Source organism: Bradyrhizobium sp. UFLA05-112 (assembly GCF_053572325.1).
Map to the genome: position 1 here is coordinate 64907 of NZ_JBANBK010000032.1, position 21665 is coordinate 86571.

The window sequence follows — 21665 nt, forward strand, 5'->3', positions numbered from 1 at the left end:
GCTTCCGGTGGATGGGATGTCACCTGGCTGCATCGTTGTGCTTGATGTTTTCTTCGGAAGGACCGACCGGCACCCGCCGTTCCGAAGCATGGACTGATCTGATCTCGCCGATCGGCTTGCGACCAAGAAGCCGAAGGAGAAGTTTCCTTCCGCGCACGAGCGCCGGATACAGTGCCTTTGCGAGCCGCGGTCGGGAGAATAAGAGCCGATTGAGCCGGTTGAAGTAAGTCGCCTCGCCGGCAAGCGTCGCCAGCAAATGCATTGCCTCGGCGCCATAGTAATACTGCCCGCGCCAGCGGACCACCATGCCCTCATTGAGATCGAGGTTGCGCGCGCGGATATCGCCTACGATCGGATGTTCCGAACGCGCGTCGATGAGGTGAACGTGCTGACCCCGCTCCCGCAACTGGTACAGCAGCACATAACGGCTGCATAATGGGCATTCGCCGTCATAGACGACCCAGACCTGATCATCGCTATCTTGGGTCAATTCGATAGTCCGTTCGCTTGCGAACGTCACGCACAAGCTTCCCTTCCGCCAGGCCGAGGCATACCGAATCCACCACGTAATGATAGGCGACAATGTCGTCCATGGTCAGCTTGTTGAATTCGCCGTACAGCCATGGATTGGAGAGCATGTGGTGCGGATAGACATAGAAGCTGTTGTTGTCCTTGACCCAGGGATAGACACGGAAAAAACGATCCGTCCCGCGGACCAATTTTTCCACCGCCTCCATGGCAACGCCTGTGTCCTGACGTGAAATGATCTCCGGGCCGCAGGTGGTCGCGTCGTGCCAGCTTGCGAGATCGTGGTTGTTGCCGCCAACGCGAGCCCGGAAGTGGTTCTCGGGGATGTACATGCTTCCAGTCCCAATCATGTACGAGTAGATGCCGAAATAGGTGGATGGTGCGAGAATCTGGCGACCATCCCGGGTCTCGACGAAGAACCGCGGGCTTGCCAGCTTCGGCCCGTCCAGCCATCCGAGGTAGTTGGTGTAGAAGAAGAATCGGCCGCAGATGACGGTCACGACCATCACCACCTTCATTGCCGGGGTGAACCCATCGCGCGGCAGCGTGCGTGCCGCGGCGACGATGAACAGGTTGACCGCAATCCAGAAGAAGAACAGCGCACCGAGCGTGAAGTAGACGCCGACGTGAAAGACATCGAACAGCAGACAGAAGAACGACAATACGCGCGTCGAGATCGCAGCCAGTGGCGACAGGAGCTGCGCGCCCAGCACAAAGACGTTGAAGAGAAGCTGGTAGCTGACGAGCGCGTCCCAGATCGACTGCAACGCGCCCGGCCACAGACCGAGCGGAGCGTCGCCACGTTCGAGTCCCATCAGGATCGAGGTCTGCGTGGGATTTGCAAGCAGCCATGTCCACGGCTTCTCGCCACCGGCTTGCAGCTTCGTGATTCCCGACCAGAAATAGCTGCCGAGATGGGCGCCGACGGCGCACGCCCAGATCAAGCCATAGGTGCGATCGCGAAGCTGCTTCACATTATCCGCGGAAGCGAACAGAGTTCGCAGCCATGGCACGCGATCCATCACCCAGGTGCTGGTGAGGACGATCGTGCCGAGCACACCAAGGACGGCGAAGTTGCCGACGTCGAGCATCCCGAGATAATCGGTCTCGGTCACGAAGATGCCGGACACGACGCTCACCATCTCGCGCCATGCATGGTAATAGTAGAGCAGCGGCAGCAGAAATGAAGGACGCCAAATCGCAGCCCCCCCTGCCACAACCGCCAGTACCGCGCCGTAGCGGAAGAACAGAATCTTCTCGCCGGAGCCGAACAGGATATTGGGGGGACCGGCGAAGGGCCCCAGTGAATCGAACAGCAATTGCACGAAGATTGCCATTCCGATCGCGAAGGCGGTGATCCGCAATGGCGGCGAGATATCCCGGTAACGAACTGAACTGAAGGCGATCGCACCGGCGAAAGCCGCGCAAACCAGCACCAGGGCGTAAATATCGGACCAGCGCGCGAGATGCGTGACGGCGCGCCGCGACACCGCAGCGAGAATGACGGCTATTGCAAGGAGGAACAGAGGTCCCGCGAGTGAGGAAACGCGAGATCGGGTCCCTTGCTGTGATGCGACGGAATAGAGCGCCATCCTTTGTCTCGGAACCCGGAACTGCGCGGTTGCAATCGATCGAACCTTATCGGATCACTTCGGTTGCGCAAGCCTCGCACGAGCAGTCTTGGTCTTCCGCGATGGAGTGCTCACAATCCTCGCGCGGGAACCTGACCATTGCGAATTGAAATGTGACGAACTGCGGGCATTAATGTGGCCACGTCTCTTCTTTGCCAGCGTAAACCTGAGAGCAATTGTCCATGATCAGTTTGGACATCCATAAAAGATGCAAGCGACAAACGTTTTCAGAGCCTGCTCGCTCCGCACGGCTCGATCCCGTCTTCCGTTCGTACCAGAGCCAAGCTAAAAACCTGCAACGGTTTGATCCGTCGTCATGGAGAGCCGACAGCTCTTGCTGCCGCCAGATGCAAGGCCGAGCAAGAGCTGTTCGATATCGCCGGGTGAGCTCGTTTGGACAGAGATAGCAAGTCACGGGCCGCAACGAACATCCTGATAACAGGTGGGTCGCAAGCCTGGAAACTCTGCGCCGGCTTTCTCTTGACCATCGTCTCGACGCGAAATCTCGCGGCGTCCGACTTCGGCCTGCTTGCCATGTCTGCGACCGCAGCAACGTTCGTCGGGCTCTTCAAGGACCTTGGTGTTGGACAGGCGATCGTTCAGCGCCCGGAAATCACCAAGGGCCAGCTCGATACGCTGTTTTGGCTGTCGGTGATCGCCTCCGCGGCATCTGCTCTCGTTCTGGGGTTGATCGGATATCCGATTGCGCTGCTCTACGATGAGCCGAGGCTCCAACAACTCACCATCGCAATTGCCGGGCTCAGCTTCATCGCGGGCCTTCCAACCGTTCCCGCCGCGCTGCTCGCCAGAGAGAGCCGGTTCAGGGCCTTGGCCATCCTGGATGTCGTAGCGACAACCGCTTCCGTAGCGGCAGGGATCGTCGCCGTGATCATCTTGAGAGATTATTGGGCACTTTACCTGTCCACACTCGTTCTGACGCTCTTTTCGACAGTCGGGATCTGGGCCTGTTCGGCCTATCGTCCTGGATATCCCCACTTGGAAAAAGAGACTCGCCAATTGGCGAGATTTGGCCTGCACGTTTCCGGATTCAATCTGGCCAACTATTTCTCGAGAAACGCGGACAATATTCTCATCGGCAAATTCCGCGGCGGAGACGAGCTCGGCCTGTATGATCGCGCCTATAAGCTGTTGCTGTTTCCGATCATTCAGTTGCACAACCCCATCGGCCAGGTGATTGTCCCTCTGCTTTCGCGCCTTCGTTTCGACAAGGAGAAATATCTGAGCACCTACGAGGATGTTCTTTCGCTGGTCATGCTTGCATGTCAGCCCGGCATCGTCTTCGCCATCCTGCTGTCGGAGCCGCTCTTCAAATTTGTGCTTGGAGAGCATTGGGTGGGTGCAGCCCCGATTTTTTCGTGGCTTGGCCTTGCGGGCCTAATCCAGGTCGCGACCGCGACGGCAACCTGGCTGTTTCTCAGTCAAGGCCGTGGCCGAGAGTACTTCAGGCTCGGCATTTGGACCGCCCTGATCAACGTGACCTCATTCGTCGTTGGCCTTCCCTGGGGCGCCCTCGGGATTGCCATGGCGTATGCGCTGGTGAATTGCGCCATCGTGTTGCCGCTCTACGCGATGTCGGTCGGTCGCACGGGCCCCGTCACAACGAGGAGCTTGATCGAAACGACGGGTCCGCATTGGATCGGTTGTCTCGTGGCAGCGGTCTTCGTTAGGATCTCGACCATCTCGTTGCTGGATGGAAACTCCCTGGCTGGGCTGGCTACACTGCTGGCACTTGCCTATGCCTCATATCTCGTGACCATCATTCTCTTCCCGCGGAAAAGGGCACTCGCAAGACGCGTGTTGCGCAACGGCTATCAGAGGATAGCGACCCAAAGATCCTTCAGCGAAGGATGAAATTGTGCATTTCCGCCAGATGGGCGTCGATCGGGGCCAACGCATGAACGAGGTCGACCTGATGAACGCCGGGGTCGACATCCATGCGACTTGTCTCCACGAGGGACGCTACCCTGGTCGATTCATGGAGTGCCTCGTTACCGAACTCATAGGTGCCCTTTGAGGCGGCAGACTGCGCAAGAACAAATCCGTCGCCTTCCAGGCGCACCGCGGTGACGGCCGGTGTGATTGCGGGAGGCCGCGACGCCGGAACCGACGCGAAATCAAAGCCGGCTTTCGGAGGATCGATGACCAGCGTGCCTCCTGTCCCGTCGCTCGAGAGATTGAAGGTCGACTTGGTGTAGTCGCCGACCAGCGAAATATGTGCGGTGTGATTTTGGGCATCGACCACGGTCAACGTGCCGCCGGCCGTGTTGCCCGAAAAGGACGCCGACGTCCCTGCTCCGTACGCGATGTCCTTCAGATCGAGATGGTTGGAATTGGCGGCGGTGCCGTCGCCCGTCAGGTTGATCAGCGTCCCCGTAAATTGCGCCGCATGGTCCAGCACCAGATTGCCCGTCGTAGCCTTGAAGGTGATCGATCCGGAAGCTGCGCCGGACAATTCGAGTGTGGCGCCCGCGTCGATCGTCGCAGCCTGCGTCATATTGCCGAGCTTCAATACGACGTTCCCGGAAATCTCGAGGACGGTCGATGGCGTATTGATCACGCCGTCGCCGTTGAGGTCCTGGTAAAACGCCGTCTCAATCGCCTTGAGCGACGGGTCGGTCGGGGACACCTTGTTCAGCAGGTTCGATAAGTAATTGCCATTGCGGTCGGTGGTCCATACCGAAAATTCGCCGGTGGCCGGAATCTTCCAGGCCACGTCATAGCCGGAGGACGTCTGCTCCACCGCCACCGGCGTCCAGACGCTGAACTGTCCCGACACGACCGCGACACCGCCAGACTTCAACGTCGGTCCGGTGCCGGCCGCCATCGAGACCAAGGAGAAATTCTTGCCGACGGCAACCAGACTGGTCGAACCGGATGCCTCGATCGTCGTCCCTGCAATTGTTGTCGTGGTTGAGGCCTGCGCCGTAGCAGTCGAGGGAACGCCGATCACGCCGTCGCCATTGAGATCCTGGTGAAAGAGGGTCTCACTCGATTCAAGCGTGGGGTCCGTCCCCGACACCTTGTTGAGATAGTTGGATACGAAATTGCCGTTGCTATCGGTGTTCCAGATCGTAAACTGGCCGGTGGCGGCAATCTTCCAGGCGACGAGATAGCCGTTTGACGACGATGCTTCCGCACCAACCGGCGCCCATGGGCCAAGCTGCCCCGCGACAACCGCCGTCCCGCCATTCTTCAAGAGAACCGATGATCCGGCAGTCGACAGGTAGAAATTGCTTCCTACCTTGGTAATCGTTGTCGCACCGGCCGCTTCGATCACTGTACCGACGGCAGCACTGAAGGCGTCCGACTGCTGGCTTAAATTGCCGGCGATGTCGGTTGCCGTCGCTGTGAAGCTGTGCTGGCCTGCCGTGAGCGATCCGGTGGTGACGCTCCAGGCCCCGCTCACCGCCGCCACGCCCGTGCCGAGCAAGGTCGCGCCCTCATACAGCCGGACCGTGCTTCCGGCCTCAGCCGTGCCGGAGACGATCATGCCGTTCGAAGCGGCGGGTGTGCCCGAGGTCAGGACAGGTGCAACCGGTGCACGCGTATCGACCATGACGTTCAGCGCGCCCGAGGAAGCGCTGACATTGCCGGCGGCATCCGCGGCCCTGCCGGTAAAGGTGTGGTTGCCATCCATCAATGTTCCGGTCGCAAAGGACCAGGCTCCATTGGCATCAGCAACTGCCGTTCCAATCATCGTCCCGGCGTCGAAGACCTGCACGGTGCTCCCCGCGTCAGCGGTTCCAGTCAAGTTCACCCGGTTGACATTGGTGACTCCATCGCCGACGACATTGCTGTCGGGCGAGAACGACGCCACATTGGGCGCGGTGGGAGCCACCGTGTCGATGGTGACATTGACCCCGGCCGAGAGCGCGCTGAGATTGCCGACGCCGTCCGCTGCGGCAGCCGCGAAGGCATGTGCGCCGTCGACCAGCGTTCCGGTCGCAAAACTCCAGCTACCATTGCCGTCGGCGACCGTCGTGCCGATCTGATTGGTCCCATCGAACACCTCGACGGTTACACCTGCCTCTGCGTGGCCCGTGAGAATCAGATGATTTGTGTTGACGAGGCCCGCCACGATCGAGCCGCTGTCGTTGGTCGCCGAGATCGTCGGCACGGCGATAGACGTCATCGCCATGGGCGAATTCGTCGCGGAAACGAATGAATAGTCGGCCGACGTCAAGCTGGTGACGCCGGCAATGCGCAGCGTATCTGCTCCACCCGCATAGTGAACGGTCCACACGTCGTTCACGTGGGTCAAATAGGCACCGCCGTCATAGCCTTTCAGGATCAGCTTGTCGTGTTCGGCAGTCGAGCTCGCGGAGACATGAAAATCCGCGATCGTATCGTTGCCGCTGCCCGCGTTGTAAATAAACGTATCGTTTCCGGCTCCACCGTAGAGCCAGTCATTCCCGCCGGCGCCATCGAGGACGTCGTCGCCGCTAGAGCCGGCCATACGGTTTGCCAATTGGTTGCCGACGCCAGCGAACCCGCCTGTCATCAACGTCAGGTTTTCGACGTTGGCGGGCAGCGTGTACGACGTCCAGGCCTCCACGCTGTCGATGCCGCCACCGGAATTCTCAACAATCTTCTGGTTCTTATTGCCGATGACGTAGGTATCGTCGCCGTTCCCGCCAACGAGCGTGTCATCGCTATTCACCGCCGTGAGCTTGTCGTTCGCCGCGGTGCCGTACACCGTGTGGCTGCTCGCCTTCCCGCTGATCCAGGACGTAATCGACCCGCCGACGGGCAGCGTTGCGGGCAGTTGGAAATCGTCGCTGGTGAACGCCGAGACCGTCGTGTTGCGGAACACCAGGGTATCCTGGCTCGTCAACCTCAGATACACATCGTCTCCGACTTGGCTCATTGCCGCCTGCACGTCGGCGAACGAGGTGAAGGCAAAGCCATTCAACTGGACGACATCGTGACCGGCGCCCGATCCAGGCGAGAAGTCGGTAATGATGTCCGAACCATCGCCGGAGTTGATGACGAAGGTATCGGCGCCGCCACCACCAGTCAGGATATCATTGCCGAGTCCGCCGGTGATGACGTTCGCCGCGGAATTGCCGATGATGATGTTGGACTCGATATTGCCGGTGGCATTGATGGCCGCCGAACCGGTGAGCGTCAGATTCTCGACGTAGCTGGAAAGCGTGTACGTCACCGACGAATTGACCGTATCGACGCCTCCGCCATAGGCTTCGACAACCTTCGCACCCGGATCGGTCACGACATAGGTGTCGTCGCCGGCACCGCCGGTCATGGTATCGGCGCCGCCGGCACCGCCGATCAGGTCATTGCCGGAAGTGCCGGTCAGCGTATCCGCAGCCGCACTTCCCGCGATCGTATTGCTTGGGGTGCCACTCGCGAGAAGGGTGTAGTTCGCAAGCGTGTACTCCGGCAATTGATAGGCCTTGATTGAATCGATGGTCATCGAGGCCGTCGATCCCGCAGCGGCGTTGCCTGGCCAGCTCCCGCCCATCGCCAGATTGGCGATCATGTACATCGCCGTATTCATGTCGGCGGGCGTGGCCTGCTGTGCGACCTCCTTCCCGTCCACGAAGAACGTCAGGTCATAAGGCGTCCATTCGAGCGCGAACGTGTGTTCTCCAGTGGTCAGGTTGGCTGTATTTGCCCAACCCCCATTCGCCGCGGGCGCATAAGGTGAGTGAATGGCCCAATGGGACTGGTCAGAATCCTGACCAAAGGCTTCGAGCACATCGATTTCCGTGTTGAGGTTGTTGGTGGTGCTGGGCAGCAGCCAAAACGCCGGCCATGCGCCGCTTGTACTGGGCAGCGTGGCCGTCATCTCGAAATAGCCGTAGGTCTGGGTGAAGCTGTTCTGGGTCGAGATCATGCCCGACGAGAAAATGGCGCTTCCGGTATAAGGCGTGGCACTCGCAGGCAAGGGCTGCGCCGTGATGACAAGGTGGCCATCCTGAATCGAGAACGGATTTAGCCCAAGCGACGTTGATGCCTGAGTTGCCGGCAGCCCGGAAAAGCTGGGATCGACGTACACTTCCTGTTCGCCGGCCAGCCCGTAGCTTGCTGCTCCGCTCCAGGCATAGCTTGTGCGCCAGGTCAGGCTGGGATCCTGCCCCGCGGAGAGCGTGTTGAAGTCGTCGTTGAAGGTCTGGACCAGTCCGGTCAGGGGACTGACGATGTTTATATTGGCGGCCGTGAGATTCTGGAGGCTGGTGTTTTCAAGCGTTATGGTTTCGCCGCTGGGGATCGTCAGGACAAGGTCGGTGCCGACCTGCTTCATGGCCGCCGTGACGTCGGTGAACGTCTTGAAGCCCGTGTTGTTGAGTTGCAGGATGTCACCGCCGGCGCCAGCCTGAAAGTCGGTGACGATGTCGTTTCCGTTGCCTGTGGTCACGACAAAGGTGTCGCGACCGGCCCCACCGGTCAGCACATCGTTGCCCCGCCCGCCGTCAATCATGTTGTCGCCGGCATTGCCGACAATGATGTTGTCGAGATCATTGCCGGTGGCGGGAGAAGGAACGCTATCCGTCAGGACGAGGTTCTCGACGTTCGGCGCATCGAGGAGACTGTATCCATTGATGTTCCAGACACGGATCGTATCGATCCCCTCGCCGGCCTGCTCGACGACCTTGGTGTTGTGGTCGTAGACGTAGTAGGTGTCGTCCCCGGCTCCGCCGATCAGGGTGACGCCCGTGCCGCCGGCCTGGATGCCGTCATTTGTCGCTCCGGTCGTCAGCGTGCTGCCTGCGGGGACAGTACCTGCCCAATTCCACGCCGTTCCGCTTGCCGGCAGCGGATTATCCAGCGCAACATCGTTTGCAACCAAGGTCGAGAGCGCGACATTCTGCAGCGTAAGCGTCTCGGTCGACGACAGAGTTACGACGGTATCGGCGCCTACCTGGCTGGCTGCGGCCACGAATTTGGCAAACGTCGCAAAGCCGTAGTTCTGCACCCGCAACACATCGCCGCCTGCACCCGCCTGAAAGTCGGTGACGGTATCGGAACCGTACCCTTTCGAGATCACGAAAGTGTCCGAGCCTGCTCCTCCGGTCAGGAGGTCGTTTCCGGTTCCGCCAAACAGGATATCGGCTTCTGCAGTTCCGTTGATAATGGTCATGGTTGAATCGCGCGCCCCTTTGCGCGACACGCAACTATGCCCACAATCAAAAGGGGCTTACGGGATTCCACACAATTTGACGCATGAAGTGAGAATCAGCCGAGGCACCGTAGCGCTACGGACTCACGCGAGGTCGGCGCTGCTTGGCAACCGGCAAGTTCAACCCACGCGCCGTCCCGTCGCTTCAATGGGCGCACGCCGAACACACGCTTGGTTCCAATTCGGGAACCGAGTTATGCGTCCGATATTTGACCGACTTCAGCGCGCGAAATTCCTGGTGCGCACGCTCGTAGAGTTCGCCATCACTATAGCCGGTGGCCCCTCCGCGCGAACCCGGCCGTTCTCGATGCATACCACATGATCCGCATCGCGTACGGATTCCAGGCGATGCGTTATGAGCAGTAAGGTTCGACTCCTGAAGTGCAGCTGGATCGCGCGTCGAATGCTGTCCTCGAGCGTCAGATCGAGCGCGCTCATCGCTTCGTCAAGGATGAGGAATTTTGGATTGCGCACAATCGCGCGTGCAAGACCAAGACGCTGACGCTGACCGCCCGAAAAGCGCAGGCCATGCTGCCCTATCCAGGTGTCGTATTTGTCGGGCAGGGCCTCGACGACCTCTGAAATTCCCGCCACCCGAAGCGCCTGCAGAACCTCCTCTTCGGTGGCGTCGTTCTTGGCCATCCGAACGTTCTCGATCACCGTGCCTTCGATCAGATCGACATCCTGGCCCGCAATCGCGAGCATACCGAGCCAATCCGTCCGGCAAAGGTCTTCGATGGGCCGACCGTCAACCCGTATGACACCCTCGTTGGCCGAATAGAGCCGCAGCAGCAGATTTACGATCGTCGTCTTGCCCGCTCCACTGGCTCCAATGAGCGCAGTGGTTTTCCCCGCCGGAATGTCAAACGAAACATCCGTAAGAGCGGCTTCGCCTCCGGCATCATAGCGGAAAGTCACGTCGCGAAATGAGATGCCTTCGTCCAATGCAGTCACGGCGACGTGCCCGGCCTTGGGGTACTCCTTGTCATCCGTCGACAGCATGTGTCGGATCGACCGAAGCTGAGGCTCGATTTGCGCCATATACAGCAAGTTCCCCTCCAGGTCTCGCATATGCGGCTGCAGTCGATAGAGCAGCGCAACCGCGGTCAAACTCGTCGCAAAGCCGATTCCCCACATGTCTGCGGACGCGATGACGAGAAACAGCACGACAAGATAGCCTACCTCCGTCAGAGGCGAGACCAGGGCGGACAGACGCGCAAGCCGCAGCGCGACCTGTCGCGCCTGTGTCGAAGCCTGCTCGAATCGCCTCTGGTGACTCTCCTCCTGGCCATATGCGCGGATCGTGCGCATACCCTGGAGCGTCATCAGCATGTGCTCCCCCAGTCTTTGATGAACCAGCTTCACGCCGGTGCCCAACTGCTGCATGGGCAACGAAAGATGACGCAATCCGGCCGATACCAGCATCGAGGCAACGATGGCGAGGACGGTCACCTTGATCGAGAGCGCCAACAGAAAGGACGCGAACAGAAAGATCGAACACGAGCTTACGATAATGCGGGTGAGGCTGGCGTATGCTCCAGAAATCACCCATGTCTCAGTTCCCAACACCTCCATGAGATATGCTTCGTCATGGCGTTGAAAGAACGAGTACGAAGTCGAGAGATACTGCAGATGGACGCGGTTGCGTGCGGCTTCATTGATCTGTTCGCCAACACGCGCACTGATGAGTGTGTTGACAAAGGAAAGAGCACCGCGAGCAATGATGAGAAGGAGCAGCACGACGGCAGTTTCGGTCGAGCTGTGAAACCAGTTCGCCGCATACCGGAGCGCCTCGCCCAGCAGGCCGCCGGTAGACGTCGCAAGTTCCACCTGCCCCATGGCGAAATAGAAGAACAGGAGCACGAGGGTGATCCCGACCGTCTCGGCCAACGATGCAGCCAGGCCAAGAACGATCAGCGTCGGCGTCACCCAACGGGGCAGCGGAGCAAGCTTGAGCAGCTTGAACAGTTCGACCAATGCAGCGCTGCGCGCAGCTCTCGATCTTCTCGTATTGTCTGCGTTCTCTGTCATAGCGTTTGATTTGGATCTCCGATCGCAAACGACGACAGGGGATGTCGAACCGCTCTGTGACGCTGATGGCGCCATTTCCACCGTATCTCCGAGACGGTATCTCGTGGCACATCGTGCACGAAAACCCTGAGCGCCAGCATGGGATTCCGTCTGCACAGGAGCCCAAGGATTGAAACGAAGTACCACAACTGACCGCCCGTCAGAGCTCTCCGAAGCAGCCAACGCGCATAGTTTCTGAAGCCCTGATCGAGTAGCGCCGTGCGCCCGGGATGCCGCGTCATGATCTCATCCGCGACCAGCATCCATGACCGGAACATCCGGGTCATGTTGCTCGACATGTTGTTCGGGAGATAGCGATAGCCAATCTGGTACTCGGGCACGACCGCGAAGTGGTACGACTCCGCGACGCGGCAATAGAACAGCAGATCTTCGCAGCCTTCGGCACCCGATGCCCTGAGTCCGCTCTCGAAACCTCGCGCGGCTATGAGCGCTTCCCGGCGAACCAGCGCCGAGCTCCCGTTGCCGATGAAATTTCCCTGACAGAGATAGTCCAGCACCTCGCCCGCATGAAACACCGGATCGGATCTGGCGCTCACGCGACTGTCGACGTCGATCCAATCATACCAGCTGTACACTAGACCAGTCCTTTTTCCCGCATCAAGCAAGACCTGAAGCTGCTGCTCGATCTTGCGGGGCGTCCAGAGATCATCGGCATCAATGAACGCGACGAAGTCCGCGCGCGCCGCCTGCCAGCCGGCATTCCGGGCTGCCGCTACTCCTGCATTACGCTGTTCTATGATTACTATTCGAGAATCCAGATCCAGATGTCGCTGGACGACCGCAACCGTGTCATCCGTGGAGCCGTCGTCCACGACAATGATTTCCAGCTCCCGGTGCGACTGGGATCTGACGCTCCGAAGCGTCTCGTCGATCGTTGCACCGGCATTGAAGGCGGGGATAACCACACTGACCAGGAGCGCACCGATGCTCATTGATATTGCTCCAGGTCGCACGCGAATTTGTCCAGCGTAGAATCGCCTCTGACCTCAATTCGCGGCAGGTCTAATAAATTGTCCTTCAGTGTGGCGGCCCGGCTCACCGTATTGAACAGGGTCCTGTAACCACATTCGGCTGCGAGAAATCCAAGCCGCTGATCAGTGGAGCCAAAAGGAGCAGCAAGCGACGTTATGGGGCGCCCAAGCCATTGCTCCAACTGTGCACGAGATCGCGTCAGTTCCTCGGCGAGATTCCAGGTCGCAAGCTCCTCGCTCCGCGGGTGGCTCGCCAAATGGCTGCCAAAGGCCACGCCCTCGGCGGCAAGCCCGGCAATCCTCGCCGCATCCAGCAGCGAAGCGGGCTCTCCAAACGGTGCATCCCACTCCGCCCGCTTTCCCACGAAGTCGGTCGCAACGAACACCTCTGCCGTGAAATCGTTTGCCTGCAGGATCGGCCATGCATGCTCGGCAAAATCCGCGTACCCGTCGTCGAAGGTGATCAGCACCGGCCTGCCGACGAACGGATGATTGTTGGCCACGAACCAAGCGAGCTGGTCCGAATTGATCGTGTGGTAGCCATTGCGGCGAAGCCACAGCATCTGTTGCCGGAACGCATCGGGAGACAGGCGATACCGCGCCAGTTCACCTGGTCCCTCAAACGCAATTCTGTGGTACATCAGGACCGGGGCGTGCGTGCGTCTTTCGGATTGCGCGACGTCGAACCTGCGCGCGACGGCACCACCCCACACGATGGACCGCGCAACCTCGACATCGATCGGCGCGTTGACGGCCGCAGCTCTTACCTGTGTTTCAGGGATGGATTCGCCCGGGAGTAAACGCCTGAACCGATCGATGCGGTACAGCTCCGTCTCGATCGAGGCCTCCAGCGCAAGTCCGGGCACGCCCCCGATAATCCGCGTAATCGTCTCCGCTCCATACGGACTATCCCAGTCGAGCCCCGTTCGGGCCATGTTGTCCTTCAGCACAAAGGCATGGGCCGCCACGAGGTAACCGCCAGGACGCAGCGCCTGCGCCAATCGCCTCGCGACCGATTCTAGTTCCGCCTCGTCATTAAGGTAGTAAAGGACCTCGGAGCAGATGATCAGCTCGATGTCCTGCGGGAGTGGATCGGCGGACAAGTCCAGTTGAGAGAACTCAATGTTCGGATGTCCATTGCATCGGGCACGGGCGCGATCGAGCGCTTTGGTCGAAATATCGGCGGCCTGGAGACGCTTGACCCTGGGAGCCAATTGCTGCGTGAAATGACCTTCCGCGCACGCAAGCTCAAGAGCACGATCCATCGGCCGGTCTGGAAGGAGCTCGAGCTGCCGGTTGTACTTTTCCTGTTCATACGGCGAACCGTAGTTCCAGGGGTCTTCCTGCTTGAAGAGGTCTTCCCAATATTGCCTGCGTACGGTTGCCTGAGACTTCTCGGCGCGCATCCGGCTGCTGGCATCGGGGATGCCTGAAATGATGAGCGGCCGCGCTTGGCGTGAAGCCCGCAAGTTCAACTCACGCAGCCGCGCTTGGTGCGTATCTCGGCCATCGCGCAACAGAGATCGAACCCGTCCGGTTCGCTTGTGGAGTGCGATTTTTGCCTGAACCAGGCTTCCGATGTGGTCTTTGACCTGGAAATGAACGAGGCCATCGGCAGCCAGCTTGATCCAGAAACGGCCGCCGACAGTGCCGAGGGCGCCAATATCGACCAGCGTCAGGATGCGAGAGCCGTCGCAGAGATAGACGTACAATCGATCAATGGTCCCGACCGGCCTGATGGTGCTGACATGACGAAGGTCGACGCGCGTACCGAGCGTCAATGTGAGGACCCTGGGCGCCGAAACGTCGTCATAGTCGAGCACTTTCCGCTCGATTCTGTATTGGCACTTTCGCCCAGCCGCCGGGTCATTCCATGCACGACCGATTGCAGAGATGAGACCGGTTAAGCTCTCCCCGTATTGCGGCCACCGGTCCGCCAGCTTGGCAGGCACCGTTCTCGCACCGACCATGACGGCATCGAGCAGGACAGCCGTGATTTCGTCTGCCGACGTCTCGGTCTTCGGAATGTGGCTGAGCAGTTCCAGCGAAATATCGAAGGCATTCCTGCGGCCGCAATCAAATCCAGCACACCAAAGCGCGAAATGCGCGTACGCCGCGGCAGCGCTGCCATATGCAGTTGATGCTCCCGCTCGATGTGCGGGTGCCGGCTCTTTCACGCGATCATCATTCGAGAATCCGCGCGCAATGACCACCCGCGCGTCGGCCAGCATACGTTTGACGTCCTGCGTCAGCGAACGGTCGCTCGTCCGGTAATAGCTCAATTTCTCATCGACATGGATCCACCTGCCGCCGCAACGCGCGATCCGTTGCCACAGGTCCCAGTCTTCGCACGAGCGGAGGCTTGCCTCAAAGCCGCCGACCTTTTCGACATTGCTTTTTAAGACGAGCACGGCATGGATGAACGTGGCACACGTGCGAGCGAAACGCTCAAACGCACCGTCCTGGATGGTCGGATCGCTGCGAACGGGTGTCTCACTGCCGTCAGGCATGACCCGGCAACTGTTGCAATAGGCGGCCACCGCCGAGTGATCGAGATCCAGCGCAGCATTCATCCGGGCAAGGAAGGATCGATCAATCCAGTCGTCACTATCCAGGAACAGTATTCGTTCGCCGCGCGCGCTTGAAATTCCCCTGTTGCGGGCGCTCGATGCGCCTGCTCCGTCAGACTTCAGAACGCGAACGCGAGAATCGCGTACCGCATGTTCGGCAATGATCGCGGCCGTGCCATCATTCGATCCGTCATCCACGACGAGAGCCTCCCAGTCGGGGAAGCTCTGCGCGAGCAGGCTGTCAAGCGTTTCAGCAATGGTCGCTTCGGCATTGCGGGCTGCAATCACGACGGACGTACACGGATAGGCCGTCATCTTCGAAACCTTCGGCGATGATAGAACAGCAATCCGGCGAGATATCCCGTCACCTCCTCCTTCAGGAAGCGGTCGCGAACGCTGTCTCCCTCCATGACTTTCCGGAGCAGTCGATACAGGTACCAGCGAGGTTTTTGATAGTAGGCCAGACGCCGATTAGCCGAGATCCCCGTTCGCTCATACTGCACCAAAAGTGCCGCCGCATGACCACGCATGTAGTGATAGATCTGGCTGGCCAGGCCATCCATCGTCCTACGGTGAAAATGGAATGCGACCGACGCCGGAGTGTAACGACAGGTGTAGCCACCCGCGAGCAATCGATACCAGTATTCCGAGTCACCCGAGCAGCCCGCCTGACCGACGTCCAGTCGCTCGTCGAAAAGTCCGACGGTTTGAAACACATCGCGCCTGAACGCCATGCTCGCTCCAGCGCCAATGTCCCATGCCGGAAGAACTCGGTCGCTATGCGATCGGAAGACTGTGCCGTCGTAATCCTGTTCGCAGTAGCCCTTGCCAAATCCCCAATACGTCTCGAAGTGCCGTTGCGCCTCGGTTGCAAGCTCCGCCGGAAGCACCAGTCCCGTCACCGCCCCGATCTGGGGAGAGTCAAACGCGCACGTTAGTTGCTCCAGCCAACCCGGGTGAAGCAACACATCGTCGTCCGTATAGGCGACGATATCTCCGGTTGCCCGGAGCGCGCCGGCATTACGCGCAATATCCAGACCGGGTCTATCCTCGCGAACGTAGGTCACTCCCGCGGCCAACGCCACATCCCGCGTCCGCTGATCGCGCGACGCATTGTCCACCACAATAATCTCTCGCGGAGGATGGGTCTGTTGAGGCAGCGACAGCAAGCATCTGCTCAGCTCGTCCGGACGGTCCCGCGTGCAGATCACCACGCTTGCCGAGAGCCGCGCCTTCGTCGGCGTTCGCACCTTGGAGTCGACCGCTGAGATAAGCGCATCGTCAATATGCTCGATCCTGGAGTCCGTCACCCGGCCTTCATGCATCAGAACATGACCAATCGGCTGATTGGCACGCCAAAATACCGTCATGCCTTCGCTCAATGGCGTTTCCGCAACAGCAGAAGCCGACGCCACGGAGACATGCGTCACGCCCCTTCCCAATCCAATGCCTGCAATGAATGGGCTATCGGTCATCTTCGTGCGACGTCATGCCGGCGGGTTGCTATCGCTCCACCTGAGCGCAGTTTCGATAATGAAATCGATCTGGGATTGCCGTGGCCTCCAACCGAGCTCCTGCTCGACTTTGGCAAAGGAGGCGACAAGCGTGGGCGGATCTCCCGGACGGCGCGGGCCGCGGCGGACGATCGGATCGTTTCCGGAGACACGCTTCACGGCCTGTAGCAGTTCAAGCACGCTCGTGCCGATCCCCGTACCGAGATTGAAGACGTGAGTACCGCCACGAGCTGCCAGCATATTGCCTGCGAGAAGGTGGGCCTGCGCCAGGTCACTGACGTGGATATAGTCCCTGATCGCGCTGCCGTCCGGCGTCGGAAAGTCCGTTCCCAAAATGGTGAAAGGTCGATCGGGTCGGCGCACGGCTTCAATCGCAAGCGGAATGGCATGCGTCTCCGGTTCGTGGCGCTCGCCGATCTCGCCGTCCGGATCGCAACCCGCAGCGTTGAAGTAGCGCAGGGAAGCCGACGACATCCCGTACGCGCGACCAAAGTCCTCCAGCATGCGCTCGATGATCATCTTGGACCATCCATAGGGATTGATTGGCGCTTGCGGATGCGTTTCGTCTATCGGGATGCGATTTGGAATTCCGTAACTGGCACACGTGCTGGAAAAGAGGACGCGCGAGCAGCCGGCCGCTCGCATCGCCTCAAGGAGCGCAAGTGTTCCTCTCGTGTTGTTGTCGTAATAGATGGCGGGATCGGCCACGGACTCGCCGACATAAGACAGCGCAGCAAAATGCGCGACGAGGTCCGGCCTGTGGGTTTCCAGCGTCGCGCGCACGCCGGATGAATTGCGAATGTCGCATTCGATCAGCGGTCCCCAGCGGACGGCATCGCGCCAGCCCCGGGAAAGATTGTCCAGCGTCACGACGTTCCAGCCGGCCATCGCAAACGCTTTGCAACAATGCGAGCCGACGTAGCCGGCACCGCCGGTGACAAGAACGGTCTTCTTCATCTCGTTGCGTCCGCCCGCTGGGCATCGATCGCAAGCGCGGAATTACCGAGATTTGTAGGATCGGCGACATCGTCGCGCATCTGCCTTCGCGCCAACAACACTCAACTCCCTGTCACGAAGCACAACCTTGTTGTTGATCTCCCCGATCTGCCAAATTCCAATCAATTCTTATCCAAATGGATTGTGGCCGCATTCGTACCGTGGAACGGACAGTTGCAAAGGCCCGAAACTCTCGCTGCGAGATGCAGCGACTGAGTCAGCAACTACCTCAACAAACCGACGAACTTTCCGACCTCACACGGCGGCCGCGAGTGCTGCCATACTCGCCTTGCGACATCGCTGCGTAACTATTGCCCCGCTGTGGTTTCGTCCGCGGGATAGAATTGCGCTTGATGCGCTTCCGAAAGAACCTGCCCTGTCGGTGATTTCGCCAAGGCAGTCCATTCATACAGGCCAGGATTGCACGGACCGAAAGTGTGGATCGTGCCAAATGGCAAAATACCGTTGCTCGGAACCGGAACGTCCTGGCCTCCCATTTCTCGAGCGCCTTGCCTCAACGTTAGCGATATCGAGGTGGAACCCGCGGGAACATTGCGCAGATGAATCTCGGGATTTGGGAACAAAGTGACGCAACCGTGCGCACCGCGCCATGAAAAATCCAGCGTCATCGGATCAGCCGATGCGGGACGACACACGGCAAGCAGCCAAGCGAGGACGACAACAATAACTCTCACATACCACTCCAATTCGTGTTCGCTTCCAATCTTCCAGCGATCGGCCGGACAAACTATCCTCGCAAATAGATCGCCCTTTTAAGGCACGATCGGTGAGCACACTCACTTAGTTGCGGCGGCACGAGGAGGCCAAGCCGGGAGGTCACGAGTTGGCCATTCTTCTGGCTGACCGTCCGCTCGTCCTTGGCGTGCATTGAATAACATTCCCGCGCCCGCCAATGGGTCGAACACAACAACGGCAAGTGGCAGCTAAACCGTGTCCAGAAAAATCCTGATCGTCATACCCGCTTTGAACGAGGCTTCGCACATCGAGACCGTTGTCCGCAACCTGGCTCGGGACAGTCTGCACGAAGATCGCACAATAGTGGTTGCAGATGGCGGCAGCACCGATGGGACGCCTGACATTGTTCGCTTGCTCGCCAAGGAGATCGACGACGTCCATCTGTTGCGCAATCCCCAGCGGCTGCAGAGTGCCGGCGTCAATCTGGCCGTACGGGGTTATGGAACTGCGGCGCAGGTGCTGGTGCGGTGTGACGCTCATTGCGAATATCCGGCGGATTATGTTTCGAGTCTCATCGAGACCTTGGACGAGCGCCAGGCCGATTCGGTCGTGGTCCCCATGGACTCGCGTGGTGACAGCTGCCTGCAAAAGGCCGTCGCCTGGGTCTCAGACACAAAGGTCGGATCGGGCGGATCGGCGCATCGCGGCGGAAAGCAAAGCGGCTTTGTCGACCACGGACATCATGCGGCGATGACCATCGATGCGTTCCGCAGGGCCGGCGGTTACGATGAAACCTTCACTCATAATGAAGATGCAGAGTTTGATTGCAGACTGCGTGCAATCGGCGGCCGGATATTTCTCGATTCGGACATCCGCCTTTCATATCGGCCGAGGTCGGGTTTTCTGAGCCTGGCGAAGCAGTACTTCAACTACGGTCGCGGTCGATCGAGGACCGTGAGACGGCATCCCGGATCGTTGCGACTGCGCCAGTTCCTGGTGCCCACTCATGTTGCATTGACGTTTTGCGCCATCGCGCTGTCTCCGGTGATGCCGGTGCTGTTGGCATTGCCAGCGGCCTATCTGGCAATTCTGGCGCTGACCGCAATGATGATTGCAGCAAAGCATCGCTCAATCTGCGGGCTGCTTGCGCTGCCGGCCGCTGTCGTGATGCACTTCGCGTGGGCACTTGGCTTTTTCTGGGGCATCCTGTCGATCCGCCAGACCACCTGGCAGATGACGCCTTCAGTTTCGTAAATCCTGCAGAACCTTAACGCTGGCCGGCGCGCCCCCCACACGCCGGCCCGCTTTCGCATAGGCGACTTCGGTCAGGCGGGCAATCGAGGTCCACGTCGGCACGGAGTCGCGCAGATCCAGCATTCCTTGACCCTTGGAGTTTCGATAATCAGGGTCGCGAATCAAGCGTTCGAGCGATCGGGACAATGCCGCCGGATCATCTGGAGGAACGAGCGTTCCCTCTGCCTGATCGCTCAGCCATTCCGAAAACGTTCCAAGGTTCGACGCCACAATCGGACGTCCCGCCGCAATCGCCAGCATCAGCACACCCGATGCGTCGATGTCCCGGTACGGAAAAGCCAGGATGTCAGCGCGCGCGACCAGGGAGGTCACTTCATCTTCCGGGACAAAACGCAGGTCGAACTCGACATGGTCTTCGAGCTCCAGGTCCTTCACCATCGCAAACAGCGGCTCCATCGGCATTTCTGGCCAGCCTACGACCTTCACCACGCAATGCACCCTGACCTCGCGGGGAAGCAGCGCAAGCGCGCGGAGCATGACGTCGACGCCCTTGTAGGGCTTTATCTTGCCGAACAGGAGTATTTGAACGCGCCCGCCCGCTGCCGAAGACTCGTCGGCCCGTCTGGCGATATGATCCGTGAGCAATCCGTGCGCGATAACGGATATCTTCTCGTCCGGGATACCGACGCGCAGCAGGCGATCGCGTGCAACGGTCGTATGAACGATGAGATGGTCGAAACAATGCAGAATCCCGAGCGCGCCAATTCGCTGTATCCGCGAGCTCGGATTGTTGTTGAACGGATTCGAATCGTGAACGGTCAAGACCGTTGGCGCGACCCTCCTGAACTTGGGGATGAACTGGCTGTCAACGATTGCCAGCGGCGCCCACTGGAAATGGATCACGTCAGGCGGCCTTCTCCTGAAGCGCCTGATTAGCCGTGTCATTGATTCCGCGTGACTGAGGCCCTTCAACCCCAGTTGCACGCTGCGCGGAAGTCTCTTGAAAAAACGCGATTGCAATCCCGGATAAAAATGCCGGTCAAGAAACAGTTCCTCATCCACGGAGGGCTTCTGTCCAAGCTGGCGGCCGACAATGCTGGCTGCATGCCCAATATCGGTCAATCCTTTGGCTAATTTGAGATCATACGGCCACGTAAACAGTGAGGGATCGATCAGAGAAATTTTCATGCGATTGCCTTACCGACCATGCTTTGCGGACCGTGAAATTACTTCTGGCTCATCAAGACATGGATTGATAGCCTCTCGTGACATCCGCGAACTTCGTGAGCGACACACGTTGAAGATCAGCATCGTCATAACGGTCTACAATTACGAACGATATGTCGGATTGGCGATCGACAGCGCATTGAATCAAACGCGTCCAGCGGATGAAATTGTTGTCGTCGACGACGGCTCGATCGACGGTTCCCGTCAGATTATCGCCGGCTATGGCGACAGGATTCGAGCCATATTTCAGGCTAATCAAGGCAACATCGCAGCATTCGAGGTTGGTTATCGCGAAGCGACAGGCGACGTGCTGCTCTTCCTCGATGCGGATGACATCCTGCTGTCGACGGCGGTGGAACACGTCGCTGCGCGCTGGCGCGAGGGTGTTTCGAAGGTTCAATTCAATCTGGAAATCATCGATGGCGCCGGCAAGCAACTTGGACGCTCGTTTTGTGCGTTTCCCAAGTCCTACGCGCCAGACGACGTGCACGCAGAATTTATCCGGTGGGGAACATACACCTGGCCGGTCATGTCGGGAAACGCGTATTCCCGAGAGTTTCTTCGCCAGGTCATCCCTCTCAATCCACCTGTTGGATACGATGGGGCTCTCAATACGATCGCGCCTCTCTACGGGAACGTGGTCACGGTGCAGGAAACCCTGGGGCAATATCGGCTTCATGGCAGAAATATCAGCCGGAATGACGCGAAGGGCCGCGCGCAGCGCTTTCCCGATTTCCCCAGGCAGATCGGGTTCCGTGTCGCCGAGTTCGATATCCTGAAGGCGCATTGCGACAGGAAGTCGATGCACGTGCAAGCTGCACGGCCGATCGACAACGAGATCGTCTTCGTCAACTATCGCCTCGCGTCGCGCAAATTGGGACTGAGGTATGTTGGCCAGGATGCGGACTCCTCGAGTTCGCTCGTGCGCCGTGGAATATGGCTTGCCCTGACCAGGACGACCCAGTGGCGCGCCGCCGCCTCTCATATCGTCTGGTTCTCCGCGTTGTTCCTGAGCCCCTCCTGGC

At 59.4% G+C, this 21665-nt stretch carries 13 protein-coding genes; 3 read left to right on the forward strand and 10 right to left on the reverse strand.

Annotated elements, in window-relative coordinates:
* Nucleotides 1-19: 19 nt before the first annotated feature.
* Both SO180_RS19985 and SO180_RS19990 read right to left on the reverse strand, forming a co-directional pair.
* Entirely contained in the window at nt 20-520 is a 501-nt protein-coding gene (locus SO180_RS19985; RefSeq protein ID WP_449380553.1) for a DCC1-like thiol-disulfide oxidoreductase family protein, read from the reverse strand.
* Nucleotides 477-2120 carry a hypothetical protein gene (locus SO180_RS19990; RefSeq protein ID WP_449380554.1) on the reverse strand — a complete coding sequence of 548 codons (1644 nt, stop codon included), beginning with the start codon at nt 2118-2120 and terminating at the stop codon, nt 477-479. Before SO180_RS19990 ends, SO180_RS19985 begins: the two co-directional genes overlap by 44 nt.
* Nucleotides 2121-2552: 432 nt before the next feature.
* On the opposite strand from SO180_RS19990, the gene SO180_RS19995 reads away from it, so the two are divergent.
* Nucleotides 2553-4031 carry a lipopolysaccharide biosynthesis protein gene (locus SO180_RS19995; protein WP_449380555.1) on the forward strand — a complete coding sequence of 493 codons (1479 nt, stop codon included), beginning with the start codon at nt 2553-2555 and terminating at the stop codon, nt 4029-4031.
* On the opposite strand, the gene SO180_RS20000 is transcribed toward SO180_RS19995, so the two are convergent.
* The 7 genes from SO180_RS20000 to SO180_RS20030 form a co-directional block, all read right to left on the reverse strand.
* Complete coding sequence (locus SO180_RS20000) at nt 4018-9282, reverse strand: Ig-like domain-containing protein (protein ID WP_449380556.1); 5265 nt, start codon at nt 9280-9282, stop codon at nt 4018-4020. The genes SO180_RS19995 and SO180_RS20000 overlap by 14 nt on opposite strands.
* Nucleotides 9283-9540: 258 nt before the next feature.
* Entirely contained in the window at nt 9541-11298 is a 1758-nt protein-coding gene (locus tag SO180_RS20005) for an ABC transporter ATP-binding protein (protein WP_449380557.1), read from the reverse strand.
* A gap of 50 nt (nt 11299-11348) precedes the next feature.
* Nucleotides 11349-12344 (reverse strand): glycosyltransferase family 2 protein, encoded by a 996-nt coding sequence (locus SO180_RS20010; protein WP_449380558.1) that lies wholly within the window; start codon nt 12342-12344, stop codon nt 11349-11351.
* On the reverse strand, nt 12341-15268 hold the full coding sequence (locus tag SO180_RS20015) for a trifunctional glycosyltransferase/class I SAM-dependent methyltransferase/polysaccharide deacetylase (RefSeq protein ID WP_449380559.1): 2928 nt from the start codon (nt 15266-15268) through the stop codon (nt 12341-12343). The genes SO180_RS20010 and SO180_RS20015 overlap by 4 nt, the downstream gene beginning before the upstream one ends.
* A complete protein-coding gene (locus tag SO180_RS20020; protein ID WP_449380560.1) occupies nt 15265-16383 on the reverse strand; it encodes a glycosyltransferase family 2 protein in 1119 nt (372 codons plus the stop codon). The genes SO180_RS20015 and SO180_RS20020 overlap by 4 nt, the downstream gene beginning before the upstream one ends.
* Before the next feature lie 57 nt (nt 16384-16440).
* On the reverse strand, nt 16441-17424 hold the full coding sequence (gene galE / locus SO180_RS20025; protein WP_449380561.1) for a UDP-glucose 4-epimerase GalE: 984 nt from the start codon (nt 17422-17424) through the stop codon (nt 16441-16443).
* Between the two features lie 347 nt (nt 17425-17771).
* Nucleotides 17772-18158, reverse strand: a complete 387-nt coding sequence (locus SO180_RS20030) for a hypothetical protein (protein ID WP_449380562.1) — start codon at nt 18156-18158, stop codon at nt 17772-17774.
* A 256-nt stretch (nt 18159-18414) separates the two neighbouring features.
* Here SO180_RS20030 and SO180_RS20035 point away from each other — a divergent pair, with 256 nt between their 5' ends.
* Nucleotides 18415-19413: a glycosyltransferase family 2 protein gene (locus tag SO180_RS20035; protein WP_449380563.1), complete on the forward strand. Its 999-nt coding sequence runs from the start codon at nt 18415-18417 to the stop codon at nt 19411-19413.
* Here the strand turns inward: SO180_RS20035 and SO180_RS20040 are convergent.
* A complete protein-coding gene (locus SO180_RS20040; protein WP_449380564.1) occupies nt 19402-20601 on the reverse strand; it encodes a glycosyltransferase in 1200 nt (399 codons plus the stop codon). The genes SO180_RS20035 and SO180_RS20040 overlap by 12 nt on opposite strands.
* Nucleotides 20602-20710: 109 nt before the next feature.
* On the opposite strand from SO180_RS20040, the gene SO180_RS20045 reads away from it, so the two are divergent.
* A partial coding sequence (locus SO180_RS20045) for a glycosyltransferase family 2 protein (RefSeq protein ID WP_449380565.1) occupies nt 20711-21665 on the forward strand: 955 nt, incomplete at its 3' end.